General features: G+C 62.8%; 23 protein-coding genes and 4 pseudogenes. 9 read left to right on the top strand and 18 right to left on the bottom strand.

The window, feature by feature from the left end:
* Positions 1 to 52 precede the first annotated feature (52 nt).
* From phoA to P3R82_RS15650, 5 genes are all read left to right on the top strand, one after another.
* Complete coding sequence (phoA, locus tag P3R82_RS15630; RefSeq protein ID WP_283194500.1) at positions 53 to 1513, top strand: alkaline phosphatase; 1461 nt, start codon at positions 53 to 55, stop codon at positions 1511 to 1513.
* A gap of 259 nt (positions 1514 to 1772) precedes the next feature.
* Positions 1773 to 2390, top strand: a complete 618-nt coding sequence (rpsD, locus tag P3R82_RS15635; RefSeq protein WP_283194501.1) for a 30S ribosomal protein S4 — start codon at positions 1773 to 1775, stop codon at positions 2388 to 2390.
* A gap of 70 nt (positions 2391 to 2460) precedes the next feature.
* Entirely contained in the window at positions 2461 to 3390 is a 930-nt protein-coding gene (locus P3R82_RS15640; RefSeq protein WP_283194502.1) for a glutaminase, read from the top strand.
* A 70-nt stretch (positions 3391 to 3460) separates the two neighbouring features.
* Positions 3461 to 4342, top strand: a complete 882-nt coding sequence (ttcA, locus tag P3R82_RS15645) for a tRNA 2-thiocytidine(32) synthetase TtcA (RefSeq protein ID WP_283194503.1) — start codon at positions 3461 to 3463, stop codon at positions 4340 to 4342.
* Positions 4343 to 4440: 98 nt separating this feature from the next.
* Positions 4441 to 5265: an inositol monophosphatase family protein gene (locus P3R82_RS15650; protein WP_283194504.1), complete on the top strand. Its 825-nt coding sequence runs from the start codon at positions 4441 to 4443 to the stop codon at positions 5263 to 5265.
* A gap of 37 nt (positions 5266 to 5302) precedes the next feature.
* Here P3R82_RS15650 and P3R82_RS15655 read toward each other — a convergent pair whose 3' ends face one another.
* From P3R82_RS15655 to P3R82_RS15685, 7 genes and pseudogenes are all read right to left on the bottom strand, one after another.
* Entirely contained in the window at positions 5303 to 6583 is a 1281-nt protein-coding gene (locus P3R82_RS15655) for a multidrug effflux MFS transporter (RefSeq protein WP_183901812.1), read from the bottom strand.
* Between the two features lie 43 nt (positions 6584 to 6626).
* On the bottom strand, positions 6627 to 7832 hold the full coding sequence (locus tag P3R82_RS15660; RefSeq protein ID WP_183901857.1) for a multidrug effflux MFS transporter: 1206 nt from the start codon (positions 7830 to 7832) through the stop codon (positions 6627 to 6629).
* Between the two features lie 142 nt (positions 7833 to 7974).
* A complete protein-coding gene (grxD, locus tag P3R82_RS15665) occupies positions 7975 to 8310 on the bottom strand; it encodes a Grx4 family monothiol glutaredoxin (RefSeq protein ID WP_183901811.1) in 336 nt (111 codons plus the stop codon).
* A gap of 278 nt (positions 8311 to 8588) precedes the next feature.
* Positions 8589 to 8822 (bottom strand): BolA family transcriptional regulator, encoded by a 234-nt coding sequence (locus P3R82_RS15670; protein ID WP_283194505.1) that lies wholly within the window; start codon positions 8820 to 8822, stop codon positions 8589 to 8591.
* Between the two features lie 20 nt (positions 8823 to 8842).
* The gene (purL, locus tag P3R82_RS15675; protein ID WP_283194506.1) at positions 8843 to 11077 is read right to left on the bottom strand and encodes a phosphoribosylformylglycinamidine synthase subunit PurL; all 2235 of its coding nucleotides are present in this window, start codon (positions 11075 to 11077) and stop codon (positions 8843 to 8845) included.
* A 124-nt stretch (positions 11078 to 11201) separates the two neighbouring features.
* Positions 11202 to 11706, bottom strand: a pseudogene (locus P3R82_RS15680) (acyloxyacyl hydrolase).
* Between the two features lie 204 nt (positions 11707 to 11910).
* Positions 11911 to 13330 (bottom strand): annotated as a pseudogene (locus P3R82_RS15685) (PLP-dependent aminotransferase family protein).
* Between the two features lie 81 nt (positions 13331 to 13411).
* Between P3R82_RS15685 and P3R82_RS15690 the strand changes: the two are divergent.
* Positions 13412 to 13663 (top strand): DUF1127 domain-containing protein, encoded by a 252-nt coding sequence (locus P3R82_RS15690; protein WP_283194507.1) that lies wholly within the window; start codon positions 13412 to 13414, stop codon positions 13661 to 13663.
* Positions 13664 to 13686: 23 nt separating this feature from the next.
* Here P3R82_RS15690 and P3R82_RS15695 read toward each other — a convergent pair whose 3' ends face one another.
* The 7 genes and pseudogenes from P3R82_RS15695 to P3R82_RS15725 all read right to left on the bottom strand — a co-directional run bounded on the left by P3R82_RS15695 (position 13687) and on the right by P3R82_RS15725 (position 19551).
* Positions 13687 to 14085, bottom strand: coding sequence for a hypothetical protein (locus P3R82_RS15695; protein WP_283194508.1), 399 nt, complete (start codon positions 14083 to 14085; stop codon positions 13687 to 13689).
* 48 nt (positions 14086 to 14133) lie between these two features.
* Positions 14134 to 14805 (bottom strand): phosphoribosylformylglycinamidine synthase subunit PurQ, encoded by a 672-nt coding sequence (gene purQ, locus P3R82_RS15700; RefSeq protein ID WP_283194509.1) that lies wholly within the window; start codon positions 14803 to 14805, stop codon positions 14134 to 14136.
* Entirely contained in the window at positions 14802 to 15059 is a 258-nt protein-coding gene (locus P3R82_RS15705; protein WP_112941606.1) for a hypothetical protein, read from the bottom strand. Before P3R82_RS15705 ends, purQ begins: the two co-directional genes overlap by 4 nt.
* Before the next feature lie 19 nt (positions 15060 to 15078).
* Positions 15079 to 15322 (bottom strand): annotated as a pseudogene (gene purS / locus P3R82_RS15710) (phosphoribosylformylglycinamidine synthase subunit PurS).
* Positions 15323 to 15369: 47 nt separating this feature from the next.
* Positions 15370 to 16134, bottom strand: coding sequence for a phosphoribosylaminoimidazolesuccinocarboxamide synthase (purC, locus tag P3R82_RS15715; protein ID WP_183901804.1), 765 nt, complete (start codon positions 16132 to 16134; stop codon positions 15370 to 15372).
* Between the two features lie 229 nt (positions 16135 to 16363).
* On the bottom strand, positions 16364 to 18601 hold the full coding sequence (locus P3R82_RS15720; RefSeq protein WP_283196355.1) for a GGDEF domain-containing phosphodiesterase: 2238 nt from the start codon (positions 18599 to 18601) through the stop codon (positions 16364 to 16366).
* A 395-nt stretch (positions 18602 to 18996) separates the two neighbouring features.
* Positions 18997 to 19551, bottom strand: a complete 555-nt coding sequence (locus P3R82_RS15725; protein ID WP_183901802.1) for an alpha/beta hydrolase — start codon at positions 19549 to 19551, stop codon at positions 18997 to 18999.
* 154 nt (positions 19552 to 19705) lie between these two features.
* Between P3R82_RS15725 and P3R82_RS15730 the strand changes: the two are divergent.
* Both P3R82_RS15730 and P3R82_RS15735 read left to right on the top strand, forming a co-directional pair.
* Positions 19706 to 20510 (top strand): annotated as a pseudogene (locus tag P3R82_RS15730) (DUF2189 domain-containing protein).
* 85 nt (positions 20511 to 20595) lie between these two features.
* A complete protein-coding gene (locus tag P3R82_RS15735; RefSeq protein WP_283194510.1) occupies positions 20596 to 21132 on the top strand; it encodes a low affinity iron permease family protein in 537 nt (178 codons plus the stop codon).
* Here the strand turns inward: P3R82_RS15735 and purB are convergent.
* The 4 genes from purB to P3R82_RS15755 form a co-directional block, all read right to left on the bottom strand.
* The gene (purB, locus tag P3R82_RS15740) at positions 21107 to 22414 is read right to left on the bottom strand and encodes an adenylosuccinate lyase (RefSeq protein WP_283194511.1); all 1308 of its coding nucleotides are present in this window, start codon (positions 22412 to 22414) and stop codon (positions 21107 to 21109) included. The two genes, P3R82_RS15735 and purB, sit on opposite strands and share 26 nt — an antisense overlap.
* Before the next feature lie 79 nt (positions 22415 to 22493).
* Positions 22494 to 22982, bottom strand: coding sequence for a hypothetical protein (locus P3R82_RS15745; RefSeq protein ID WP_283196356.1), 489 nt, complete (start codon positions 22980 to 22982; stop codon positions 22494 to 22496).
* A 22-nt stretch (positions 22983 to 23004) separates the two neighbouring features.
* The gene (rpe, locus tag P3R82_RS15750; RefSeq protein ID WP_183901798.1) at positions 23005 to 23682 is read right to left on the bottom strand and encodes a ribulose-phosphate 3-epimerase; all 678 of its coding nucleotides are present in this window, start codon (positions 23680 to 23682) and stop codon (positions 23005 to 23007) included.
* A 39-nt stretch (positions 23683 to 23721) separates the two neighbouring features.
* On the bottom strand, positions 23722 to 24804 hold the full coding sequence (locus tag P3R82_RS15755) for a branched-chain amino acid ABC transporter substrate-binding protein (protein WP_283194512.1): 1083 nt from the start codon (positions 24802 to 24804) through the stop codon (positions 23722 to 23724).
* A gap of 162 nt (positions 24805 to 24966) precedes the next feature.
* On the opposite strand from P3R82_RS15755, the gene P3R82_RS15760 reads away from it, so the two are divergent.
* Positions 24967 to 25461, top strand: coding sequence for a flavin reductase (locus tag P3R82_RS15760; RefSeq protein ID WP_283194513.1), 495 nt, complete (start codon positions 24967 to 24969; stop codon positions 25459 to 25461).
* The last annotated feature ends 14 nt before the right edge of the window (positions 25462 to 25475 follow it).

Genomic DNA, 25475 nt, shown 5'->3' on the forward strand with positions numbered 1-25475 from the left:
CATGCCCTTTGGGGGCACACACTTTGACCTTTTGCCCAAGGAGATGTTGGCCATGTCGAATTTCACCCGTTCACACGCGATCAAGGCATTCGCGACAGCGCTGCTTGCCACCGTTGCCGTTCAGCCGGCTTATGCCCAGGATGCCGCGGCGACCAAGCTTCTGGAGCGCGGCGCAGGCGAGGACTTGAGCAAGCCGGGTGGCGCGCGCCGCATCTCCGGCGACATCACCGAGGCGTACCGCGCCGCGATCGTCGATGGCCGCCCGAAGAATGTGATCCTCCTGATCGGCGACGGCATGGGCGATTCCGAAATCACCGTCGCGCGCAACTATGCCGTCGGCGCCGGCCAGTATTTCAAGGGCCTCGATGCGCTGCCGATCACCGGCCAGTACACGCATTATTCGCTCGACAAGAAGACCGGCAAGCCGACCTACGTGACCGATTCGGCCGCGTCGGGCACCGCCTGGGCGAGCGGCGTGAAGAGCTATAACGGCGCGATCGGCGTCGACATCCGCGAAGAGGCGCAGGAGACGCTGCTGGAGAAGGCCAAGGCCGCGGGTCTTGCCACGGGCAACGTTTCGACCGCCGAACTGCAGGACGCGACGCCTGCCGTGCAGGTCGCCCACGTCACGCAGCGCAAGTGCTACGGCCCGGAAGCAACGACCGAGAAGTGCGCCAGCAACGCGCTCGAGAACGGCGGCAAGGGTTCGATCACCGAGCAGCTCATCGGCACGCGCGCCGACGTGACGCTCGGTGGCGGCGCCAAGAGCTTCGGCGAGACCGCCAAGGCCGGTGACTGGAAGGGCAAGACGTTGCGCCAGCAGGCCGAAGAGCGCGGCTACAAGATCGTCACCAACGCCGACGAGCTTGCCGCCGTCAAGCAGGCCAGTGACAGCGCCCCGGTTCTCGGCCTGTTCGCCGAAGGCAACATGCCGGTTCGCTGGCAGGGCCCGCAGGCGAGCCGCAACGGCAATATCGACAAGGAGCCCGTCGTCTGCCAGCCGAACGAGAAGCGCACGGCCGCCACGCCGACGCTGGCGCAGATGACCTCGAAGGCGATCGACCTCCTCAAGACCAATGAGAAGGGCTTCTTCCTGCAGGTCGAGGGCGCCTCGATCGACAAGCAGGACCACGCCTCCAATCCTTGCGCCCAGATCGGCGAAACCGTCGATCTCGACGAAGCCGTTCAGGAAGCACTGAAGTTCGCCAAGGAGAAGGGTGACACGCTCGTGATCGTCACCGCCGACCATGCCCACTCCAGCCAGATCATCGACCCGAGCTCCAAGGCTCCAGGCTTCACGGAAACGCTGATGACCAAGGACGGCGCTGTGATGGCCGTGAGCTACGGCAACGCGGAAGAGGCCGAGGACCAGGGGCATACCGGTTCGCAGCTGCGCATCGCCGGCTATGGTCCGCGCGCCGCCAACGTCAGCGGTTTGACCGACCAGACGGATCTGTTCTACACGATCAGCGACGCGCTCGGCCTCAAGCCGCAGAAGGCAGCAATGAAGTAAGTCTCTCCGGCTTTCTTGAGATCATACGGTTTTGCCGGTGCCATCCATGGATTGTGATTGACATTCCAGTGACTTCACCCTAAAGACCGCGCCAGCACGGGGCAGCAATGTCCCGTGTTTCATTTGACATGTCCCGTGGAGTTTCCAGTTCGCGTAACCGGAAAATCCTGTCGGGCCTCCTCAAAAGAGGCCAAAGGAGGGCGTGTTTCCTTCGAGCGGTTTGGAAACAGGCCGCCGTAACATTCTGAAAGGAAATACGATGAGCAAGCGCGAATCGTCCAAGTATAAAATTGACCGCCGTATGGGCGAAAACATCTGGGGCCGTCCTAAGTCCCCGGTGAACCGCCGCGAATACGGCCCGGGCCAGCACGGCCAGCGCCGCAAGGGCAAGCTTTCGGACTTCGGTGTGCAGCTGCGCGCCAAGCAGAAGCTCAAGGGTTACTACGGTGACCTGCGCGAGAAGCAGTTCCGCGCGATCTTCGCCGAAGCTTCGCGCCGCAAGGGCGACACTTCTGAAAACCTCATCGGTCTGCTGGAATCCCGCCTGGATGCGATCGTCTATCGCGCCAAGTTCGTTCCGACCGTCTTCGCTGCCCGTCAGTTCGTCAACCACGGCCACGTGACCGTGAACGGCGTTCGCGTCAACATCGGTTCCTACCGTTGCAAGGCCGGCGATGTCATCGAAGTTCGTCAGAAGTCCAAGCAGCTGGTTTCGGTTCTCGAATCCATCAGCCTGGCTGAACGCGACGTTCCTGAGTACATCGAAGTCGACCACAACAAGATGGTCGCTACCTTCGCTCGTGTACCGGCTCTCAGCGACGTACCGTACGCTGTTGTCATGGAACCGCATCTGGTGGTCGAATTCTACTCGCGTTAATCGCGACGTTTTCGCATACGGAAAAGCCGCCTCTCGGGGCGGCTTTTTTGTTATCTTGAGAGGGGTCGTGATGACGGATTTGCAGGCAGTCCTCGACAGTATCCATACCGAGCTCCAGCCGCGTATCGGCGAGGGCAAGGTCGCAGACTATATTCCCGAGCTCGCCAAGATCGATCCCGCCCAGTTCGGGCTCTCGGTCGTGACTGTCGATGGCAAGGTCTATAGCGTCGGCGATGCGGCCGTGCCGTTTTCGATCCAGAGTATCTCCAAGGTCTTCATGCTGACGCTGGCGCTCGGCAAGGTCGGCGAGGGGCTATGGAAACGGGTCGGGCGCGAGCCGTCGGGCAATGCCTTCAACTCGATCGTCCAGCTCGAGCAGGAAGCCGGCATCCCCCGCAATCCCTTCATCAATGCGGGCGCCATCGCCGTTGCCGACGTGGTGCTCGCCGGCCACGAGCCGCGCGAGGCGATCGGCGAAGTCCTGCGCTTCGTGCGCTATCTGGCCGATGACGAGACGGTGACGATCGACGACAAGGTCGCCAGGTCGGAGACGCAGACGGGTTACCGCAATTTCGCGCTGGCCAATTTCATGCGCGCCTACAAGAATATCGATCATCCGGTCGAGCACGTGCTCGGCGTTTATTTCCACCAGTGCGCGCTGTCGATGAGCTGCGAGCAGCTGGCCCGCGCTGGGCTGTTTCTTGCCGCTCGCGGCGCAAACCCCATGACCGGCCATTCGGTCGTCTCGCCGAAGCGGGCGCGGCGTATCAACGCGCTGATGCTGACCTGCGGTCACTATGACGGCTCCGGCGATTTCGCCTATCACGTCGGCCTTCCCGGCAAGAGCGGCGTCGGCGGCGGCATCTTCGCGGTGGCGCCCGGCATCGCCTCGATCGCGGTGTGGTCGCCGGGGCTGAACAGGGTCGGCAATTCGCAGCTCGGCGCTGTGGCGCTGGAAATGCTGGCGGCGCGCACGGGATGGTCGGTTTTCGGCGATTGATGCTGTGTTATGGCGCAGCTTTCTGCTAGACGGGATTTGGTTTCGACCTGGGGCCTGAACGGATGAGACAATGAATATCGCAGCCAATATCGCGGATGAGCTGGAAACGCCCGAGATCGAGGGCGCGATCGCGCATGCGCTGTTTGCCGATGCGCCAAGCTCCGTGTCGTTCAACAAGCTGCGCAAGCGGCTGCTGCGCCAGGTGCGCCAGGCCTTCGACGATTTCGGCATGCTGAAGGGCCAGCAGCGCTGGCTGATCGGGCTTTCCGGCGGCAAGGATTCCTACGGCCTGTTGGCCCTGCTGCTCGATCTGCAATGGCGCGGCCTGCTGCCGGTCGAGCTCGTCGCCTGCAACCTCGACCAGGGGCAGCCGAACTTCCCGAAGCACATCCTGCCGGAGTATCTGGCGAAGATCGGCGTCAGGCACCGGATCGAATATCGCGACACCTATTCGATCGTGAAGGAGAAGGTTCCGGCCGGCGGCACCTACTGCTCGCTCTGTTCGCGCCTGCGCCGCGGCAATCTCTACCGGATCGCCCGCGAGGAGGGCTGCGACGCGCTGGTGCTCGGCCACCACCGCGAGGATATTCTCGAAACCTTCTTCATGAACTTCTTCCACGGCGGCCGCCTGGCCGCGATGCCGGCGAAGCTCCTCAACGACGAGGGCGACCTGATGGTGCTGCGGCCGCTGGCCTACTGCGCCGAGGACGACATGGCGAAATTCGCCGCCGCCATGCAGTTTCCGATCATCCCCTGCGACCTCTGCGGCTCGCAGGACGGGCTGCAGCGCAACGCCATGAAGGACATGCTCGCCGATATCGAGCGCCGCATGCCGGGCCGCAAGGACACGATGCTGCGCGCGCTTTCGCACGTGAACCCGTCGCACCTGCTCGACCCCAAGCTTTTCGACTTCGCCGGCCTGATGGCGGGCGAAGCCGCGCCGGAAAAGTGAACTTCCGCGCGCGCTTAAGTTCTTGTTTTGACACATGTCGTTGTCGCAAAATCGCGGCATAGTCTTTCGGCATGTCACAACGCCAGGAAGGATGAACCATGGTCTCCAAGATAGATGTCACCACGCTTGCCGATCTCTTGCGGCGGGCGGCGAAGGCGGAGATATTGCCGCGCTTCCGCCGGCTCGGCAGCGACGACGTGCGCGCCAAGACCGAGGCGACCGATCTTGTGACGGAAGCCGATCTCGAAGCCGAGCGCATGATCAAGGCCGAGGTCGCCACGCTGTGGCCGGAGGCGTTGTTCATCGGTGAGGAGTCGGTCGCGGCCGATCCGGCGCTGCTTGGGAAACTGAAGGATGCGTCCTTGTCGATCATCGTCGATCCCGTCGATGGCACCTTCAATTTCGCATCCGGCATCCCCGCCTTCGGCGTCATGGCCTCGGTGGTCGCGAATGGCGAATGCATCGCCGGCATCATCTACGATCCGATGGGCGACGACTGGGTCATCGCGGAAAAGGGCGCCGGCACATGGCTGAAGCGCCCCGACGGCGATACGCAGCGGCTTCGCACGGCCGCGCCCGTGGCGCTCGAGCAGATGGTCGGCATGGCCTCGACCGGCTTTCTGGCGCCGGGCAAGCGGGCCGAAGTGCTCGCCAACCTCGCCAAGGTCCGTTTCATCTGCAACTACCGCTGTGCCGCGCACGAACACCGGGCATTCGCCGGCGGCCATGTGCATTACCTCATGTATAACAAGCTGATGCCCTGGGACCATCTCGGCGGCACGCTCGCCTGCGTCGAGGCCGGCGGCTATGCCGCGCGTTTCGACGGTTCGACCTATCTGCCGGAGCACGTCGACGGCGGCCTGCTGATCGCGCCGGACAAGGAAAGCTGGGAGCTGCTGCGGCGCGAGGTGTTTACGGTGTAAAATAGAAGAAGCCCGCCAAATCGGCGGGCTTCGTGTTTTAGAAATGCCCCGCGCCCGGATCGAGCTGCGGATCGTCGCCCGGGTGGGTGAAGAGCTTGCCGCCCTCAGCCCAGAGCGTGGCCACGATGCTGATCAGGCCGAACAGCGCGAAGCCGCCGAAGAGCGGCTGCACGGTGCCGTTGAACAGCTGGCCGACCGCGCCGCCGAGGATGGCGCCGAAGGTGGTCGAGACGAAGCCGGTGATCGAGGTCGCGGTGCCGGCGAGATTGCCCATTGGCTCCAGGCTGATCGCCGTGAAGTTGGTGGCGATCACCGCGAACATCATCAGCAGGATCGTGAAGAGCGCATAGGCCAGCGTGAAGCTTGGCGTGCCGCCGAGCGCCTTCACGAAGCCGATCGCCGAGATGATGGTGAAGAGGATCATCGCGACATGCGAGATGCGGCGCATGCCGAACTTGCGCACGAAGAAGCCGTTGGCGAAGTTGGCGACCGCGATACCGCCCGCGGTGGCGGCAAAGGCGATCGGCAGCCAGTCGCCAAGCCCGTAGACCTCGCCGAAGACCTGCTGAACGGAGATGACATAGGCGCTGATGACGGCGGTGAACATGGTCAGGCCGATCATGTAGCCGCAAGTGATCCTGTTGGTGAGCACCGTCTTGAAGCCGTCGACCACATTGCCGAAGGAGAGCGGGATGCGCTCTTCGCGCGGCAGCGATTCCTTCAGGCGCAGGGATGCCCAGACGAACAGGATGGCGCCGACGATGCCGAGCAGGATGAAGATCCAGTGCCAGTTGGCGTAGGTGATGATCAGCTGGCCGACCGAGGGAGCGACGATCGGCACGATCATGAAGACGATCATGACGTAGGACATGACACGTGCCATCTCACGGCCACCGAAGCAGTCGCGGACGACGGCCATGGTGGTGATGCGGACGGCAGCGCCGCCGAGGCCCTGGATGAAGCGCATGACGAGCAACATCTCGAAGCTGCCGGTCGCCGCCGCGCCGAACATGGCCAGCACATAGACGGCGAGGCCGCCGAGCAGAATGTTGCGGCGGCCGAACGTGTCGGACAGGCTGCCGAAGATGATCTGCGATACGCCGAAGCCGAGGAAGAAGACGCCGATGACGAGCTGCGCGTCGTTGGCGTTCACCACGTTGAGCGCTCGGCCCATGGCGGGCAAAGCGGGCAACATGCTGTCGATCGCCATGGCGACGCTGGCGGTCATGATGGCGATGGTGATGACGAATTCGAGGAAGCCCATGCCGATGCGGCTGGACCCCTGGTTTTCGGTGTGCGGCTTATGGGGCGGCGTCATGGAATTGTCCTGAAATATGAAACTGTCTCGACCGGCGAATGCTTCAGGCCGCCGGATTATGCGGCTGGAACAGCTGGCCTTTCTCGGCGATCAGCACGAAGACGAGGCCGATGATCGAGACCGTGAAGTAGCCGGCGACCATGGGAAGCGCCGTGCCGTTGAAGGCCTGGCCGATGCCGGCGCCGATCAGCGCGCCGCCGACGGTGCTCATGAAGCCGAGGACCGACGAGGCGGTGCCGGCGACGTGGCCGAGCGGCTCCATCGCCAGCGAGTTGAAGTTCGAGCCGATCCAGCCGAACTGGAACATCGCCAGACCGAAGAAACCGATGAACAGGAAGAACGGCATGGGATGCGGCCCGAACACCAGGGCCAGCAGCCAGATGGTGTTGATGGTGATGAAGCCGAGCAAGGCGCCATGCGACAGGCGGCGCATGCCGAACTTGCCGACAAGGCGCGAATTGAGGAACGACGACATCGACATGAAGACCGCGACGCCGGCGAAGGCGAGGGGGAAATAGACGCCGAGGCCGTAGATGCCGACATAGATCTGCTGCGCCGAGTTGATGAAACCGAACAGCGAGCCGAAGATGAAGGTGCTGGCGATGGTGTAGCAAAGCGCGACGCGATTGGTGAGAACCAGCTTGAAGCCGCCGAGCACCGATTTCACGGTGAAGGGACGAACGTTTTCCGGACGCAGCGTTTCGGGCAGGCGGATATAGGCCCATGCGGCGATGATGGCCGCCATGACGGCGATGAACAGGAAGATCAGGTGCCAGCTGCCGAACAGCATGATGATCTGGCCGCTTCCCGGCGCGATGACGGGAACGATCATGAAGACCATCATGATCAGCGACATGACCTCGGCCATCTGCCGGCCGCCGTAGATATCGCGAACGATGGAGATGGTGATGACGCGGGTGGCGGCGGAGCCGAGGCCCTGGATGAAGCGCAGGATGAGCAGGCCCTCGAAGGTCGGGACCAGTGCGCTGCCGAGCGAGGAACAGATATAGATGCCGATGCCGGCGAGCAGCGGCAGCCGGCGACCGAAACGATCCGACAAGGGGCCGTAGACAAGCTGGGCGACGCCGAAGCCGAGAAGGTAGCTCGAGACGACGAACTGGCGGTTGTTTTCGTTCTCGACGTTGAGGCTGGCGCCGATCTGCTGCAGCGCCGGCAGCATGATGTCGATCGCCAGCGAGTTGATCGCCATCAGGAAGGCCGCAAGCGCGATGAACTCACCCTTGCGCATGGGGATGCGGCCCACATGCGCGGCTTGTGATGAATCTGTCACAATGTAATTCCCAAAAACAGGCCAAGGCGCTGTTCAGCACAGCGCCTCGGACTCAAAATACAGAAATGGAAACCGGGCTGACGTCCGGTGACCGGTCAGGTCAAGCGGCGCCGCGAACGGTTACGCCGTTGTCCTGAAAGTGCTGCTGCAATTCGCCAGCCTGGAACATTTCCTTGACGATGTCGCAGCCGCCGATGAATTCACCCTTGACGTAAAGCTGGGGAATGGTCGGCCAGTTGGAGTAATCCTTGATGCCCTGGCGGATTTCCGAATCAGCGAGCACGTCGACGCTCTTGTAGTCGACGCCGATGTAATCAAGAATCTGCACGACCTGGCCGGAGAAACCACACTGGGGAAACTGCGGCGAGCCCTTCATGAAAAGGACGACGTCGTTGGTCTTGATTTCGTTGTCGATGAATTCGTTGATGCCGCTCATGGGACCTAATCCTTTCAACAGGCGAGTTAAAGGCCCGCCGTTTCAATCGTTCAGCTTAGATAGCATGTGACGATCGGAATTCCAGCGGGTGCGAACAAAAAAAGAAGGGCCCTATCGGTCTGACGTCCTGGCTGTTGCCGATCCGTTACGGATTGAGGTTCGGCAACGGCTGCGCGCCTTGTCCGGTGTCGATCAAGCCTTGCGCGCCTGGCTGGCGACCGGGAATCAAAAATGCCCGGCGGAACCGGGCATTTTTCAACAGGCCTTGACCGCCGTATTTATTCCGGCGCCGAGGTCTGCAGCGCCAGTGCGTGCAGAACGCCGCCCATGTTGCCCTTCAGCGCGTCGTAGATCATCTTGTGCTGCTGCACGCGGCTCTTGCCGCGGAAGGCCTCGGCTACGACTTCGGCGGCGTAGTGATCGCCGTCGCCGGCCAGATCACGGATGACCACCTTGGCGCCGGGGATGCCGGCCTTGATCATGTCTTCGATGTCACCGGGTTTCATGGCCATGGTCGATTACTCCTTGCGCATCATTCCGCGGCAGCGAGCGTGCCGCTGCCATCCATGAACTCAGGGAACCACGATTCATGGGCGTGGCGCAATTGCTGAATTGGCAGCGACAGCAGATCGTCGATGACAAGCGCGTCACCCGCGACCGTGCCGAGGCGGCGGAACGGAACGCCCGCGCCTTCCGCGTTGGCGCAGACGAAGTCGGCGACATCGGCAGGGACGGTGAGCACGTAGCGCGCCTGGTCCTCGCCGAAGAGAAGCCCGTGGGTTTCGCCGCGGCCTTCGCTGAGGCTGATCTTCAGGCCCTTGCCCGAGGACATCGCCATTTCCGCCAGAGCGAGCGCAAGGCCGCCCGAGGAAAGGTCGTGGCAGGCGGTTGCCTGGCCGTTGCGAATGACGGACCGCACGAAGTTGCCGTTGCGGCGTTCGGCGAAGAGATCGACTTCCGGCGGCGGGCCGTCGGTGCTGCCGAGGATGTCGCGAAGGTAGATCGAGGAGCCGAGGTGGCTGCCGTCGGTGCCGATCATGATGACCTTGTCACCATCGGATGCACCGCCGATGCGCGCCATCTTCTTCCAGTCGCCGAGAAGGCCGACGCCGGCGATGGTGGGGGTCGGAAGGATCGCGACGCCGTTGGTCTCGTTGTAGAGCGATACGTTGCCCGAGACGATCGGGAAATCGAGCGCGCGGCAGGCTTCGCCGATGCCCTTCACGGCCTGCACCAGCTGGCCCATGATCTCGGGCTTTTCCGGGTTGCCGAAGTTGAGGTTGTCGGTGGCCGCCAGCGGCTCGGCGCCGGTCGCGGTGATGTTGCGCCAGCATTCGGCCACGGCCTGCTTGCCGCCTTCGAACGGATCGGCCTCGACATAGCGCGGCGTCACGTCCGAGGAGAAGGCGAGCGCCTTGGTCGGATGCGTGTCGACGCGCACGACGCCGGCATCGCCACCCGGCAGCTGCAGAGAGTTGCCCTGGATCAGCGTGTCGTACTGTTCGTAGACCCAGCGGCGGCTGGATTCGTTTGGCGAGCCGACGAGCTTGAGCAGCGTCTGGCCGTAATCCTCCGGCGCCGCGACCAGATTGGCAGGGAGCGGCGCGCGCTTGTCGGCCTCGCGCCAGGGGCGGTCATATTCCGGTGCCTGATCGCCGAGATCCTTGATCGGCAGGTCGGCGACCTGTTCGCCCTGGTGCATGACGCGGAAGCGCAGGTCGTCGGTGGTCTTGCCGACGATCGCGAAATCGAGGCCCCACTTGACGAAGATCGCCTTGGCGACTTCTTCCTTGGCGGGCTCGAGAACCATGAGCATGCGCTCCTGGCTTTCCGACAGCATCATTTCGTAGGCGGTCATCTGGTCCTCGCGCACCGGGACGGTGTCGAGGTCGAGCAGGATGCCGAGGTCGCCCTTGGCGCCCATTTCGACGGCCGAACAGGTGAGACCCGCCGCACCCATGTCCTGGATGGCGATGACGGCGCCGGTCTGCATCAGCTCGAGGCAGGCTTCGAGCAGGCACTTTTCGGTGAAGGGGTCGCCGACCTGAACGGTCGGGCGCTTCTCTTCGATCGATTCGTCGAATTCGGCCGATGCCATGGTCGCGCCGCCGACGCCATCGCGGCCGGTCTTGGCGCCGAGATAGACGACGGGAAGGCCGACGCCCTTGGCTTCGGAGAGGAAGATACCATCCGACTTGGCAAGGCCGGCCGCGAAGGCGTTGACCAGGATGTTGCCGTTATAGCGCGCGTCGAACTCGACTTCGCCGCCGACCGTCGGAACGCCGAAGGAATTGCCGTAGCCGCCGACGCCGGAGACGACGCCGGAGACGAGATGCTTCGTCTTCGGGTGATCGGGCGAGCCGAAACGCAGCGCGTTCATGGCGGCGATCGGGCGGGCACCCATGGTGAAGACGTCGCGCAGAATGCCACCGACGCCGGTTGCCGCACCCTGATAGGGCTCGATGTAGGACGGGTGGTTGTGGCTCTCCATCTTGAACACGACGACGTCGCCGTCATCGATATCGACGACACCGGCGTTTTCGCCCGGTCCCTGGACGACGCGCGGGCCTTTTGTCGGCAGCGTGCGGAGCCATTTCTTGGAGGATTTGTAGGAGCAGTGCTCGTTCCACATGGCCGAGAAGATGCCGAGCTCGGTGAAGGTCGGCTCCCTGCCGATCAGATCCAGAATCCGCTGGTATTCGTCCGGCTTCAAGCCGTGGGCGGCGATCAATTCTGGAGTGATCGGGCGGGTATTGGAAATGGTCATGAGCTCTGCGAAGTCCCTGCCGTTGCGCGATTTCGGTGTCTTTAGCCTAAGTGGGTGCGGCGCGCGACAGAAAAAAGCCCGCTGTTCACAGAGAGCGGGCCCGCGAGGGCAATATCGGGACGGTTCAGAACTTGTAGCCGACCTGAAGACCGGCACGAGTCATGCCGTTGTTCGGTCCGTCGCACAGGTTGGCGTGCGAGGAATGGGCGACTTGCGCGATCACGCTCCAGTTCGCATCGATACGGTAGCCGGCGCCGACATATTCGTGGAACAGGAAACGACAGCCAAGATTCTGGCCCGTCGGCGCTGTTGTTGAGATTGCCGTTGTGCCAGACGCCGCCAAATCCGGCTTCCGCGAAGAGCTTCTCGTTGAAGTTCACGGTCCATGACAGGCCGCCGAAGATCTGCGTCGCTTCGCCCGACGTGCCGATCGAAGTGCCGACGTTCACGCGGGGGCGGGCGAGGGCCTGTTTCCAGTCCGTTGCCGTATCCTGATTGAACGGGTCGAAGAAGACCGTCACCTCGGGAAACACGCCGTCTTCGCGACTGTCGCCGCCCTGGATCGACGCTGAGGCGCCGAAGCGCAGTTCGTCGAAGATCTTGTCATCCGCATGGGCCGAGACCGGCATAAGCGACGTGTTCGCAAGGATCGCCGCGAGGAGTAGTCCGCAGCCAGTCGATGCCGATGCCATGCTGTTCATTGTCATGCGCCGCCCTTGGTGCCGGCTAGATCGCCGTCCTCGCGCCAATTGGTAGCATGCAAATCGATTCGGTAAAGCAGGCAGGTGCTCACGGAACCGGATTTCGTCCGGTGCTGCCGATCGGCAACAGCGTCAGACCTCGCCGTCGTATCCGGCGCCGCCACTTTCAAGCAGGCGTCGAACTGTCATCAAGCCCGCAACCATTTCGCCTCTATCCCTGGGGGATGAGAAGCTGATGCGCACGCGGTGATAGACCTTGTCGGTGCGCGCCGCCTTGAATTCGTCCTCGTCGTCGATCAGCACGCCGTCGCGGAAGGCGGCGTTCTTGAAGGTGCCGGAGAGCCAGGGATCGGGCAGCTTGAGCCAGATGAACGGCACATGCGGATGCGAGATGAAGTCGAATCCCTGTAGCGTTTCGCGCGCCAGCCGTTCGCGTCCAGCAAGCTCGGTGACACAGGCGTCGCGAATGTCGTGAGCCTCGCCGCTCTCCACCAGACGGGCGCAGGCTTCGGCAAGGATGAAGGGCAGGCCGCCGGTGATCATCTTGTGGGTGACCTTGATGCGCTGCGCGAAATGCGGCGGGCAGGCGACCCAGCCGCCGCGGATGCCGGCGGCTACCGATTTCGACAGTCCGCTGATGAGGAAGGTGCGATCGGGCGCAAGCGAGGCGAGCAGCGGGTTCTCGTCGCCGGTCATGCCGCCATAGAGGTCGTCCTCGATCAGCCAGACACCATGCTTGCGCGCGATTTCGGCTATCCTGGCACGCCGTTCATGCGGCATGGTCGCAAGCGTCGGGTTGTGGGCTGTCGGCATCAGGAAGGCGAGCTTCGGATGCTGTTGCGAGCAGAGCCGCTCGAAATCATCGGGAATGACGCCATGCTCGTCGGAATCAACGGTGATGGTCCGCCGGCCAAGGATGCGGGCACTGCGGCTCACCTGCGTATAGCTCAGGTTTTCGAAAACGATCTTGTCACCGGGCGATGATATCGCCGAGATCACGGCGATGGCGGCTGCGTGCGCGCCGAGCGTGGGGACGATGTTTTCGGTGTCGGGCGCCCAGCCGTTGCGCGACAGCCAGCGACGTCCGGCCTCATACCAGTTCTGCGGAAAGACGCGCGAATAGGAGGAGATCTCGGCAAGCTGCTGCTCGCCGATATCGGCAAGTATGCGGCCGATGGCCTTTCCCTGGCCAAGATCGGGTGCCGCCGTCGTGTCGAAGCGTATCTTGTCCGACGGCGCGTCGATTGTCCTGGTGCCGCCGAGAGCGATGGTCAGCGGATCGGGCTGATTTCCCGGCGCCGTCTCCGCGCGGTCCAGCACATAGGTGCCGCGCCCGACTTCGCCCGCCACCAGTCCGCGCTCATGCACCAGCGCGTAGGCGCGGCCGATTGTACCGATTGTCACGCCGATATCGTAAGCCAGATTGCGCTGCGGCGGCAGCTTGCTGCCAGCTGGCAATGCGCCGCTGGCGATGGCGGATTCTGATATTGTCCGCAAGGCGCAGATAGACGGGACCGGAACCACGCGAGAGATCAGGGAGCCAATTTGTCATGATGACAATTTCCTATATTGTCACCATCCTCCTGTCAAGTTTATCAGGGCAAATGCATACAATCAGAGATAGGATCGAGACATGTCGGTAGCCCCTGACTGCAGGAGAGACAATGGATTCCATCAACCGGAGCAATTCCGCGACAGGGCGAGATTTGACCGGCGCAATGTGTGGGCCACTTTTGGCCAAGTCTGGAGCAGCATTCTGATCTGGCACAAGAAACGGGCCAGCCGGCGCGTGCTCCGGGATCTGACGGATTCCGAGCTCCACGACATCGGCATCAGCAGGGCCGATGCCGACAAGGAGGTCGCAAAATCGTTCTTCTGGGATTGAGGCCGGGAAGCGTCGGTGGCCGCTTAGCTGCAGCTCTTGTTGCCGCCGGCCCAGCGCGTAACGTCCTGCGCGATGCGCGGACGTGCCGGGCCATCCATCATCGGGCCAAAGGCGTCGAGCTTGGAAGGGTTGCCTTCCGCCTGGACGACCAGCAGCGGCCGACCTTCCGGGCTGTTCCTGGGAACGACGAGGATACGCGGGCGGCCGGAGAACGAGTTGAGTTCGGGAGCGAGCCTGTAAGCGGTAAACGCCGCGTCGCCCGACTTGAACCAGCAAGTGTTGGCGGCCACCGCCACGCGTTCCATGGTCGACAGCGCGCTGCGATCCTGCGAGGGCGCCGGTGTCTTGGATTGGCAAGACGCAACCAGTGCCGCGATCGCGGCAACGGCGAAGATATGTGTCAGGGGCATGTGAGGGCGCATCGATCTTGCTCCAGTGGACCGGATGAATGGCCTCATACCCGTTTAAGGTTAAGCAGCGATTACGTCGAGCGCGGAAGCGAACAACGCCCGGCCGTCGGAACCGCCATGGGCTGCCTCGATCAGGTTTTCGGGGTGCGGCATCATGCCGAGCACGTTGCCGCCCTCGTTCATGACGGCGGCGATGTCGTTCATCGAACCGTTCGGGTTGGTGCCCTCGGCATAACGGAAGACCACCTGGCCGTTGCCTTCGATCTTCGCCAGCGTTTCGGCGTCGGCGAAGTAGTTGCCGTCGTGGTGGGCGACCGGGCAGCGGATGATCTGGCCCTTGGCATAGGCGCGGGTGAAATCGGTCTCGGCGTTCGCCACTTCGAGCTTGATCTCGCGGCAGACGAACTTCAGCGACGAATTGCGCATCAACGCGCCCGGCAGCAGGCCGGATTCGACGAGGATCTGGAAGCCGTTGCAGACGCCCAGAACCTTCACGCCCTTGTTGGCCTTCTCGATGATCGCCTGCATGACCGGCATGCGCGCGGCGATCGCGCCGCAGCGCAGGTAGTCGCCATAGGAGAATCCACCCGGAATGACGATCAGATCGACATCTGGAATGTCGGTCTCCGTCTGCCAGATCGTCACCGGCGCCTTGCCGGAGATCTTGGTGAGAGCGGCGATCATGTCACGATCGCGATTGAGGCCCGGAAGCTGAACGACGGCGGATTTCATGGGTGTGGTTCAAACCTTGCTTGTGCTTCTGCGAGTTCTCGAAGTTCGAGACGGTTTTCAATGCGTTCGAGGCGTTGGTCGTGACGGTCGAGCACGCTGTAGATGTTATGGATGTCATGATGCATGGACACCATCGTTCCGCGCATCGCGTTCATCTCTTCCTTCAATCCGCGCTGGCCGAATTTCAGCTCAGCAATGTCTGCATGCACTCGCTTCAAAAGTTCATACACCAGTTCACTGCTGATTTCAGCCATCGGACAATCTCCACAACCTTTAGTCGAGAGAAATAGTATAATTCTCGATAACGGTGTTGGCGAGGAGTTTTTCGCACATGGCCTTGATGTCGCCTTCGGCCTTGGCCTTGTCGGTGCCTTCGACTTCGACGTCGAATACCTTGCCTTGGCGGACATGGCCGACGCCATCGAGATCCGAGCGCGCCGAGCGCGCCTTCGATGGCCTTGCCCTGCGGATCGAGAACGCCGTTTTTCAGCGTGACGGTTACACGAGCCTTGATCACTTTGTCTTCCCTTGCCTTTTTAGCGAATGGCTTGCTCAGCCACTATGTTACTTGACGAGCACCGGACCGGTGCCGCGCACAGGCTCGTTCTCGTTGATGATGCCGAGGCGGCGCGCCACTTCCGAATAGGCTTCGAGAAGGCCACCCATGTCGCGGCGGAAGCGGTCCTTGTCCATCTTTTCCTGGGTGTCGATGTCCCAGAGACGGCAGCTGTCCGGCGAGATCTCGTCGGCGAGGATGATGCGCATCATGTCGCCCTCATAGAGGCGGCCGCATTCGATCTTGAAATCGACGAGCTGGATGCCGACGCCCAAAAACAGGCCGGTCATGAAGTCGTTGACGCGGATCGCCAGCGCCATGATGTCGTCGAGCTCGGCGGGATTGGCCCAGCCGAAGGCGGTGATATGCTCCTCGGAGACCATCGGGTCCTCGAGCGCGTCGGACTTGTAGTAGAACTCGATGATCGAGCGCGGCAACACCGTGCCCTCGTCGATGCCGAGACGCTTGGCGAGCGAGCCGGCGGCGACATTGCGCACGACGATCTCAAGCGGGATCATCTCGACTTCGCGGATCAACTGCTCGCGCATGTTGAGGCGGCGGATGAAGTGCGTGGGAATGCCGATCTTGTTCAGATGGTTGAATATGAACTCGCAGATGCGGTTGTTCAGAACGCCCTTGCCATCGATGACTTCGTGCTTCTTCTTGTTGAAGGCGGTGGCGTCGTCCTTGAAGAACTGGATCAGCGTGCCTGGCTCGGGTCCCTCATACAGAATCTTGGCCTTGCCCTCGTAAATACGGCGGCGACGGTTCATTGCGATTGTTCTCTTGTCGTTGGCGCTCTTGGGATTAGCGCGAGTGGATCGATCTCGTGGCGTCCCCATAAAGGAAAAGCGAGGGTTTCACAATCCGCCTGTCACTCCTTCCCCGGATTCCGGTCTTCCGGAGCACCGATGCGAGAATCGAATGTCTGAGAATGGCATTCTACCCCGTTTCCCGGCTTAACAAAACGACCGTAGGTTTATGCCGGGGTTGTGCAGTGTTTTATTTGGCGGCAGTCGCCTTGCTCGGCTTGCTCGGCTTGCGCGGCGAGGGCGCTTGGGCGGCGGCCGCCTGGCGCCAGCTGGCGGCCCGCACGAAAGAGGGGATCTGCACTGACGGCATCGGACGGGCCAGCGCATAGCCCTGCAGCACGTCGCAGCCGAGGTCGCCGAGAATCCGGGCGTGCTCCATGGTCTCGACGCCTTCGGCGGTGACCAGAATGCTCAGGGAGCGGCCGATCTCGATGATCGAGCGGACGAGCTTGCGCTGTTCGGAGGAGGTCGGCAGCATCCGGATCAACTCGCGGTCGATCTTCAGCGTCTTCGGGCTTAGCCTGAGCAGGCTGACGATCGAGGCGTGGCCGGTGCCGAAGTCGTCGATCTCGATGTCGATGCCGAGCCGGCGGAACTGGCGGAGATTGGCGATGACAGCGTCATCGCAGTCATCGAGCGAAATGGATTCCAGAAGCTCGAAGGCGATGGTTCCGGGCACGATCTTCAGGGCCCGCAGCTTCTTGCCCAGAGCTGGATCGTCAAGTCTCCGGGAGGAGACATTGACGGCGATCTTCGGAATGACGATGCCTTCGCGCTCCCACGCTTTGCGATCGGCGAGCGCCTGCTCGAGGATGACACCGTCGATGGTCGCGACGACGTTGATATCCTCGGCTATGTCGAGAAAGCGATCGGGCGCAAGCAGGCCGTGTTCGCGGTGTTGCCATCTCGCCAGCGTCTCGACACCCGTCACGTCGAGCGTGCGGGCATCGAACTGCGGCTGATAAAAGGGCACGAATTCGCGCCGCTCGAGACCGATGAGGATATCGTCGGCCAGCCGCTTGCTCGCGATCACCTGGCGACGGGCGTCCTTAGAGAAGAATTCGTGCCGGTTCCTGCCGCCGCTCTTGGCGCGATAGAGCGCGATGTCGGCGTTGAGCAGGAGCTGCTTACCATCCAGCATCGGGCCGCTGTCGGTGGCGATGCCGACGCTGGCGCCGAAGCGGCACTCGTGATGCTCGTAGCGGATCGGGCGGCTGAGTTCGCGCACGATGCGCTCGGCCATGTTGGAAATCTTCTTCGGCGTGACATCGATCGCGCACAGCACCACGAACTCGTCTCCGCCGATGCGGGCCACGAAATCCCCCGGCCGAACGGCTTCGGTCAGGACCGAGGCGGCATGCTTCAGCATGGCGTCGCCGGCGCGGTGGCCGAGCGTGTCGTTGATCTGCTTGAAACGGTCGAGGTCTATGTGCAGAACCGCGAGCGTATCGTCGCCGGTGCTGCTCGCCGTCGAATATTCCTCCAGCTTGCGATCGAGATAGCGTCGGTTCGGAAGCCCTGTGAGGAAGTCATGAAGGGCGAGATGCTCGATGCTCTCCTTGGCCGCCTCCAGTTCGCGGTTGTGGGCCTCTGCGAGGTCCTTGGCCCGTTGAAGCTCGGCGTTGAGCGCCACTTCCTCGGTCACGTCCCAATTGGCGCCGATCAGCTTGCGGTGGCCGTTGCCGTCGATGAAGAAGGCCGCCTTGGCGCGGATGACGCGCTCGGCGCCATCGCCGCGGATGATCCTGAATTCATGCTGGAATCCCGACTGGCGCTCGATGTTTTCCATCACGGTCCTATGCACACGGTCGCGGTCGTCGGGATGCAGCGTCTCGCTCCAGGCGTCGCCGTGCCAGGCGCGCGTCGCGTCCTTGATGCCGTAGATCCACAGCAGGCGCGCGTCCCATTCGACGGTGCCGGTATCGAGATCGGACTCGAACACGCCGATCCCTGAAATGTCGAGCGCGAGATCGAGCCGCCGCGACATATGCGCCAGACGCTCTTCCGCCTCCTTGCGGGCGGTGATGTCGGTGTCGGTGCCGACGAGACGGGCAGGGGCGCCGTTTTCATCCCACTCGACGCAGGCGCCGCGGCATTCGATCCAGATCCAGTGGCCGTCCCGGTGCCGCTCGCGATATTCGAAGACACGGAAGTTCGGATCGCCGGCGTTCTGCCGATCGATCGCGTCGATGACGAAAGCGCGGTCATCGGGATGGATCAGCGCGATCCAGGTATCGTAGTCGCCATCCGCCTCTTCGTCGGGCGCGATGCCGCGCATGGCCTTCCAGGTCTGCGAATAATAGCGCGTTCCAAGCTTCAGGTTGTGATCCCATACGCCGAGATCGGAACCGACCAGCGCATAGTTCCAGCGGCTTTCGCGCTCGACAAGCGCGTCGTTTTCGCGATCGGAAGCATCCGCGGAGGCGATGGTGTCATCGCTTTTTCTCGAACCAACCGGTTGATCAGGCGTCTTCTTCGTCAATGCTCGCACTCGCTCGTCTGGCGTGTGTCAATTTGCTTATGTTAAATTAATCCGGGCTTAATAACGGAGAAAACTTATGCGTCTGTCCAGTCTTTCGGGCGAACGCTTCCGGCTGAACGCTTCACGCCGATGCTCGCGGCGATATTTTGCCAGGATCGTCGCGACGGCCGCAAAAATACCGCCCGGTGTTTTGCGCCCTATATGAGGGGCATGGAGGAAAAGCCATGGCTCAGGATTGGCCAATGTTCATCATGCAATGCGTCGTGCTCGCCGCGTTCGCGAGCGTGTTCTTCGTTCGCGGCGAGGGCGACTGAGCTTGTCGGCGTTGGAACGCGCGCAGCCTAGCCCTTGAGGCGGCTGAGGAACTGCGCGAAGACCATCGTGCCCTCGGGCCACGGGCCGTGGCCGGAGTCGGCGTTGATGTGGCCGGACTCTCCCGCATCGATCAGCAATGAGCCCCAGCTGGCGGCAATCTCGTCGGCGTGCTCGTAGGCGCCGAAGGGATCGTTGCGGCTTGCGACGGTGATGCTCGGGAACGGCAAGGGATCGCGGGGATAGGGACCGAAGGTCATCAGATGCTTGGGGCGGATGTCGGGATTGGTGACATCGGGCGGCGCCACCAGAAAGGCGCCGGCGACGGGTTTCTTGAACTGCGGGATCGCATGCAGAAGCGACGGCACGCCGAGCGAGTGGGCGACCAGCACCACCGGGCGGGTCGACGCATTGACTTCCTCGGCAATTCTGGCTGCCCAGTCCTCGCGCACGGGCTTGGACCACTCCGCCTGCTCGACGCGGCGCGCGGTGCTGAGTTTGGCCTGCCAGCGGCTCTGCCAGTGGTCGGGGCCGGAATTGGTGTAACCGGGAATGATGAGGATATCGGCGTCTGAAGCTTTCATGGTGCCGCCGATGTGAGAAGGCGTGGCGACAAAGTCAAGGGAAAGCGGGACAGCTCCGGCGATTTTTGTTATACTGCGCCACTGCCGGTCGCGTTCGATGTCGGCACCGCCGATGCTTTCGCCGCTGGCCTCAATGGCTGAGGAGGAGAAAGCCATGACGGCATTTCACGTCATGTCCGGCGCGGACAATGTCTATTCGCGCCCGGTCATCAACAGAATTGGCCTTGCGGACGTCTTCGACGCCATCAGGCTCGGCATGGCGGATTTCAGGGAAAAACCATCGCATTACGTGTTTCTGTGCCTGATGTATCCGATCGCGGGCATATTTCTCGCGGTCGCGACGTCGAGCGCCAACCTGCTTCCGATGATATTCCCGCTGATCGCCGGCTTTGCCCTGATCGGCCCCCTGGCGGCGATCGGTCTCTATGAAATCAGCCGGCGACGGGAGGCCGGAATGGACAGTTCCTGGCGGCACGCCATGGACGTGACGCGGTCGCCGGCCTTCCCGTCGATCGTCACGGGCGGGCTTCTCCTGTTTGCGTTCTTCGTCGTCTGGCTCGTGGCCGCGCAGACGCTCTACATGAACGTGTTGAGCGACGTGTTTCCTCGGTCGATCTCCACCTTCTTCTCCGAGATCTTCGGCACGCCGCAGGGCATGCAGCTGATCGTCTGGGGCAACCTGATCGGCTTCGGATCTCGCGCTGATCGTGCTGGCGACGACCGTCGTCACATTCCCGATCCTGCTCGATCGCGATATCGGCCTCGTCGCCGCCATGGAAACATCGTTGCGGGCGACGCTTGCCAATCCCGTTCCGGTCCTGTGCTGGGGCCTGATCGTTGCGGTCTCGCTCGCCGTCGCGACCATCCCGCTCTTCGTCGGGCTGGCGCTGGTGATGCCGATCCTCGGTCATTCGACCTGGCACCTCTACCGCAAGCTGGTGGCGCCGCCGATCGTGTGACTGCCACCTTATTGCGACCTGGGCTGCGCAGGAACACAATGCCTCCCTCCAAGTTTGACTGATGCAGGCTTCGAGGGAGGCAATCATGACCGACACCCAGCATATCTTCATGCGCTTTTCGGCGAAGACGTCGGAATGGGCGGGCAAGCCCGCCACATTCGTGCTTGCTTTGGTGCTCGTCATCCTTTGGGCCGCGACAGGATCGTTCTTCGACTATTCCCAGACATGGCAACTGGTCATCAACACCGGCACGACGATCATCACCTTCCTCATGGTGTTCGTGCTGCAGAACGCGCAGACGCGCGACACGCGCGCCATTCAGGCCAAGCTCGACGAACTGATCCTGACAAGCCATGCGGAGAACCGGTTCATCGGCATCGAGAACCTCGACGAGGACGACCTCAAACATCTCGATCGGCTGGTGGCGAAAGCTGCGAAGGGCGGGCAGGCGGAGAAGCAGGCGGCGGCCGACGCCGCGCCGAAATCCACCAAGACCGCCACCGCCGTGCGCAAGAAGATCGATGCGGCGGCGCGTTCGCGCAAGGACAAACGAAGCGGCGCCCCGAAAGGCGCCGCAGAAGAATTGACCGTGCCGATCAGCCGTTGGCGAAGACGCGGCTGAAAATCGTGTCGACGTGCTTGGTGTGATAGCCGAGATCGAACTTCTCGCGGATTTCCTCTTCCGTGAGCGCCGCGCGCACTTCCGCGTCGCCAAGCAGTTCCTCGAGGAAATCGGCGCCCCTTTCCCAGACCTTCATGGCGTTGCGCTGCACCAGACGGTAGCTGTCCTCGCGCGAGACGCCGGCCTGGGTCAGCGCCAGAAGCACGCGCTGGCTCATGACCAGTCCCTTGAACTGGTTCATGTTGCGCAGCATGTTTTCCGGGTAGATCACCAGCTTCTCGACGACGCCGGCGAGACGGTTCAGCGCGAAATCCAGCGTGATCGTCGTATCGGGGCCGATGGCGCGCTCGACGCTCGAATGGCTGATGTCGCGCTCGTGCCAGAGGGCGACATTTTCCATGGCCGGAACAACCGACATGCGCACGAGGCGGGCGAGACCCGTCAGGTTTTCGGTGAGCACCGGGTTGCGCTTGTGCGGCATGGCGGACGAGCCCTTCTGGCCGGGCGAGAAGAACTCCTCGGCTTCGAGCACTTCGGTGCGCTGCATGTGGCGAATTTCGATGGCGACGTTTTCGATCGACGAGGCGATGACGCCGAGCGTCGCGAAGAACATCGCGTGGCGGTCGCGCGGGATGACCTGGGTCGAGATCGGCTCGGCGGCGAGGCCGAGCTGTTCGCAGACATATTCCTCGACGCTCGGGTCGATGTTGGCGAAGGTGCCGACGGCACCGGAGATCGCACCGGTCGCGACTTCGGCGCGGGCGGCGACCAGACGGTCGCGGTTGCGCTTCATTTCAGCGTAGAAGCGCGCGAAGGTCAGGCCCATCGTGGTCGGCTCGGCGTGGATGCCGTGGCTGCGGCCGATGCGGACCGTGTCCTTGTGTTCGAAGGCGCGGGTCTTCAGCGCCGCGAGCACGCGGTCCATGTCGGCGAGCAGAAGGTCGGCGGCGCGCACCAGCTGGATGTTGAAGGTGGTGTCCAGCACGTCGGAAGATGTCATGCCCTGGTGGACAAAGCGGCTGTCGGGACCGATGAATTCGGCGAGATGCGTCAGGAAGGCGATGACGTCGTGCTTGGTGACGGCCTCGATCTCGTCGATGCGGGCGACGTCGAATTGGGCGACCGAACCCTTTTCCCAGATGGTGCGCGCGGATTCCTGCGGAATGACGCCGAGATTGGCGAGCGCGGTGCAGGCATGAGCCTCGATCTCGAACCAGATGCGGAACTTGGTTTCGGGCGACCAGATGGCGACCATTTCAGGTCGGGAGTAGCGCGGGATCATGGCTTCCTGCTTTCGTTCTAGGGAATGTTGGCGTTTTTCAGAAATGTTGGCGCCCCTGTAGCAAAGACGGGCGGCAATCTCAACGCATGCGTTTCGCAAGGGCGAAACTCGTCGCCAGCAGGCAGACGAGGCCGAGGGGGAAGAACAGCCGCAAACCGAGGACCATGAACTGGTAGACGGAGCTCGCGCCGGTGAAGAGGAACTGCACAAACCAGATCACCGAGCCGGGCGAGGCATGCCAGCGCGAGTAGAAGACGCGGTAGTCCATCGCGAAGAGAAATGCCGTCATCAGGATCGTGCAGGCCGAAAGTGCGACGAAGAAGGCGGCGAACCGCGTTTCGATGCGGCGCCGGTACGCGAAGAAGCGTCCCAGCATGAGCGCGAACGGCCAGGCAAGCAGGCCGCCCGCGAAATAGAGGATGGCGAGGTCGTCGACGTGGCTTGTCCGCAGGCCGTTGCGGACGTAAAGCGTGCTCATCGCCGAGGCCAGCATCTGGAGAGCCCAGAGAGGCGCGCCGGCGAGCACGGCGGAGTAGGGCGGGTAAGCCGCCTGCAGCCGTTCTCCCATCAGCGACACGTCGGTCCCGGCATTATTTGGATTGGCCTTCAGCGGCCGCGCGGAGCGCCGATATGGCCGACCTGTAGGCCTCGACGGAGCCGCCCTTGAAGATGGCAGAGCCGGCGACGAGCACGTTGCCGCCCGCCTTGCCGATGACGGGAGCGGTCTCGACCGTGACGCCGCCATCGACCTGGAGATCGATCGGTCGGTCACCGATCAGTGACCTGGCGGCGGCGATCTTGTCGGCCATGGCGGGAATGAACTTCTGGCCGCCGAAACCGGGATTGACCGACATGATGAGGATCATGTCGATATCATCCAGCACGTTTTCGAAGACCGAGAGCGGCGTTGCCGGGTTGAGGGTGACGCCGACCTTCTTGCCGAGATTACGCACCGTCTGCAGCGAGCGGTGCAGGTGCGGGCCGGCCTCGGCGTGAACGGTGATGCGGTCGCAGCCGGCCTTGGCGAAGGCCTCGAGATAGTCGTCGACGGGCGCGATCATCAGGTGGCAGTCGAAGGTCGCGTCTGTATAGGAGCGCAGCGACTTGATGACGTCGGGACCGAAGGAAATATTGGGAACGAAGTGACCATCCATGACGTCGAGGTGGATCCAGTCGGCGCCGGCCGCTGTCACGTCGCGCACCTCCTGGCCGAGCTTGGCGAAGTCGGCGGCCAAAACGGATGGCGCGATGCGGATGGGCTGGGTCATTGTCTCTCTCCGTTGAAGTCGCCCGACATCAGGCAGGCGTTATTGCGCCGGCGCGTTGAAGGGCACGAATGCCCCGGCGCGCCATTGCATCAGCTGGTAAGGGTTTTGCGACAGCTCGCGGCCGGCGTCGAAGGCGATCTGGCCAAGTACGGTGTCGAAGGGCGTGCCGGCGAGATGCTGGGCGACGGGTCGCTCATCGGCGGCCGCGGCCTGCACCGCCTTGATCGCGATCTCGACGGCGGCATAGGACGGCAGGACATAGCCCTCGGGCTCGATACCGGCTGCACGCAGCGCCACGCCCGCGGGCGACGCGTCGGCGCGGGCGGTATAATCGGGCAGCGTCACGGCACGGACGCCGTCCGCAAGCGGCAGAGGCTGGTCGGCCGCGCGCATCGCGTCACCGCCCATCAGGTCGAGCGCGATCTTGTCGGCCTTTGCGTCGCGGGCGATGATGGAGACGTCGCTGCGGTCGCCGCCGATGAAGACCTTGGTGGCGCCCGCTCTCTTGAGCCGGCGAACGAGCGCGATCTGCTGTTCCTGGCCGGGGCGGTAGGTATCGGTGAAAACGGGCTTCAGGCCGTTCTGCTCCAGCGCGTTGCGCACCGCTTCGGTGAGTTCCCGGCCGTGGATCGTTCCGTCCTCGACAAGCGCGATGGGGCTCGATGCCCAATCGCGCAGGATGACCTCGATGATCTTCGCCGCCTCGGCGCCATCGGCGGGCGCGAGCCGAAACAGCGGCCAGCCGTTCTTCAGCGCATCTTCCATGAGAATGCGGGAGCGCACGGAGACGGTGATAGCCGGGATATTGGCGTCCTTCAGCTTGGGGAGCGCGCCGTCGAGCGTCTGGCTGCAGAGAAAGCCGACGGCGACCTGAACCTTGGCCGATATCAGCGCGTCGGCGACCGTGCCGCCGCTGCCATCCTCACAGGTTTCATTGACGGTGACGATGGTGTCGCCATCCTCGCGGATCTTCGCCCCGGCGCCGGCCACGATCTGGGCACCGAGCGCGGCGAAATTGCCCGTCTGCGGTGCAACGACGCCGATCGTCACGCCGGCTGCATGGGATTCTCCCGCTGCGACAAGCAGCAACGGAAGAAGACCTAAGCAACGCGAGATAGTCATGAAGGATGCGCCCCAAGCGATTATTCCTGCTCTTTTATCCGTCCGAACCGGATCGTCAAAGAAAAACGCACGGATCGGTCGCTTTTCGGCAGCGGTTTGTAGAAAAGATAACCTATCGCCGTCATAATGCGCCGCAAATGCGTGTGTTCGTGGAGTAAAATTTTGTTGAGCAAGCAACCGATCCATCCCGGCCTTTACAGGGACGCGATGAGCCGCTTCGGCGGTCACGTCCAGTTGGTGACGACGGCAGTCGGCGATCTGCGGCGCGGGGTGACGATCACGGCGGCCTGTTCGGTGTCGGACAATCCGGCGACGGTGCTCGTGTGCCTGAACAACAGCAATCCGAAGAACGAGATCTTCTTCCGCAGCGGCATCTTCGCGCTCAATACGCTGGGCGCGCATCACCAGACACTCGCCGACGCGTTTTCCGGACGCACCAAGATGGAGGACGGCGAGCGTTTCTCGACGGGCCGGTTCGACAGGCTGGTCACAGGCGCGCCCGTGCTGATGGACGCGCTCGCCTCCTTCGATTGCCGGGTGACGGAGATCAAGGAGATGACCACGCATCACATCATCTTCGGCGAGGTGATGGCCGTGCGGTTCGACGAGGCGAAGCCGGCGCTGTTCTACATGAACCGCGATTACTACACCCTCTAGAAACGGGCTTTCTC

The sequence above is a fragment of the Rhizobium sp. AN80A genome (assembly GCF_030053015.1).
In the GTDB taxonomy this organism is placed as follows: Bacteria; Pseudomonadota; Alphaproteobacteria; order Rhizobiales; family Rhizobiaceae; genus Rhizobium; species Rhizobium metallidurans.

Bases quoted from the DNA above. Each gene is read 5' to 3' on its own strand.
- P3R82_RS15725 (WP_183901802.1), bottom strand. From the start codon at position 19,551: ATGAAAGCTTCAGACGCCGATATCCTCATCATTCCCGGTTACACCAAT.
- rpe (WP_183901798.1), bottom strand. From the start codon at position 23,682: ATGACCCAGCCCATCCGCATCGCGCCATCCGTTTTGGCCGCCGACTTC.
- P3R82_RS15640 (WP_283194502.1), top strand. From the start codon at position 2,461: ATGACGGATTTGCAGGCAGTCCTCGACAGTATCCATACCGAGCTCCAG.
- P3R82_RS15705 (WP_112941606.1), bottom strand. From the start codon at position 15,059: ATGGCTGAAATCAGCAGTGAACTGGTGTATGAACTTTTGAAGCGAGTG.
- purQ (WP_283194509.1), bottom strand. From the start codon at position 14,805: ATGAAATCCGCCGTCGTTCAGCTTCCGGGCCTCAATCGCGATCGTGAC.
- purB (WP_283194511.1), bottom strand. From the start codon at position 22,414: ATGATCCCGCGCTACTCCCGACCTGAAATGGTCGCCATCTGGTCGCCC.
- P3R82_RS15695 (WP_283194508.1), bottom strand. From the start codon at position 14,085: ATGCGCCCTCACATGCCCCTGACACATATCTTCGCCGTTGCCGCGATC.
- P3R82_RS15735 (WP_283194510.1), top strand. From the start codon at position 20,596: ATGACCGACACCCAGCATATCTTCATGCGCTTTTCGGCGAAGACGTCG.
- grxD (WP_183901811.1), bottom strand. From the start codon at position 8,310: ATGAGCGGCATCAACGAATTCATCGACAACGAAATCAAGACCAACGAC.
- P3R82_RS15650 (WP_283194504.1), top strand. From the start codon at position 4,441: ATGGTCTCCAAGATAGATGTCACCACGCTTGCCGATCTCTTGCGGCGG.
- P3R82_RS15755 (WP_283194512.1), bottom strand. From the start codon at position 24,804: ATGACTATCTCGCGTTGCTTAGGTCTTCTTCCGTTGCTGCTTGTCGCA.
- P3R82_RS15690 (WP_283194507.1), top strand. From the start codon at position 13,412: ATGTCGGTAGCCCCTGACTGCAGGAGAGACAATGGATTCCATCAACCG.
- P3R82_RS15655 (WP_183901812.1), bottom strand. From the start codon at position 6,583: ATGACGCCGCCCCATAAGCCGCACACCGAAAACCAGGGGTCCAGCCGC.
- ttcA (WP_283194503.1), top strand. From the start codon at position 3,461: ATGAATATCGCAGCCAATATCGCGGATGAGCTGGAAACGCCCGAGATC.
- P3R82_RS15670 (WP_283194505.1), bottom strand. From the start codon at position 8,822: ATGGCCATGAAACCCGGTGACATCGAAGACATGATCAAGGCCGGCATC.
- purC (WP_183901804.1), bottom strand. From the start codon at position 16,134: ATGAACCGTCGCCGCCGTATTTACGAGGGCAAGGCCAAGATTCTGTAT.
- purL (WP_283194506.1), bottom strand. From the start codon at position 11,077: ATGACCATTTCCAATACCCGCCCGATCACTCCAGAATTGATCGCCGCC.
- rpsD (WP_283194501.1), top strand. From the start codon at position 1,773: ATGAGCAAGCGCGAATCGTCCAAGTATAAAATTGACCGCCGTATGGGC.
- P3R82_RS15660 (WP_183901857.1), bottom strand. From the start codon at position 7,832: ATGCGCAAGGGTGAGTTCATCGCGCTTGCGGCCTTCCTGATGGCGATC.
- P3R82_RS15745 (WP_283196356.1), bottom strand. From the start codon at position 22,982: ATGGGAGAACGGCTGCAGGCGGCTTACCCGCCCTACTCCGCCGTGCTC.
- phoA (WP_283194500.1), top strand. From the start codon at position 53: ATGTCGAATTTCACCCGTTCACACGCGATCAAGGCATTCGCGACAGCG.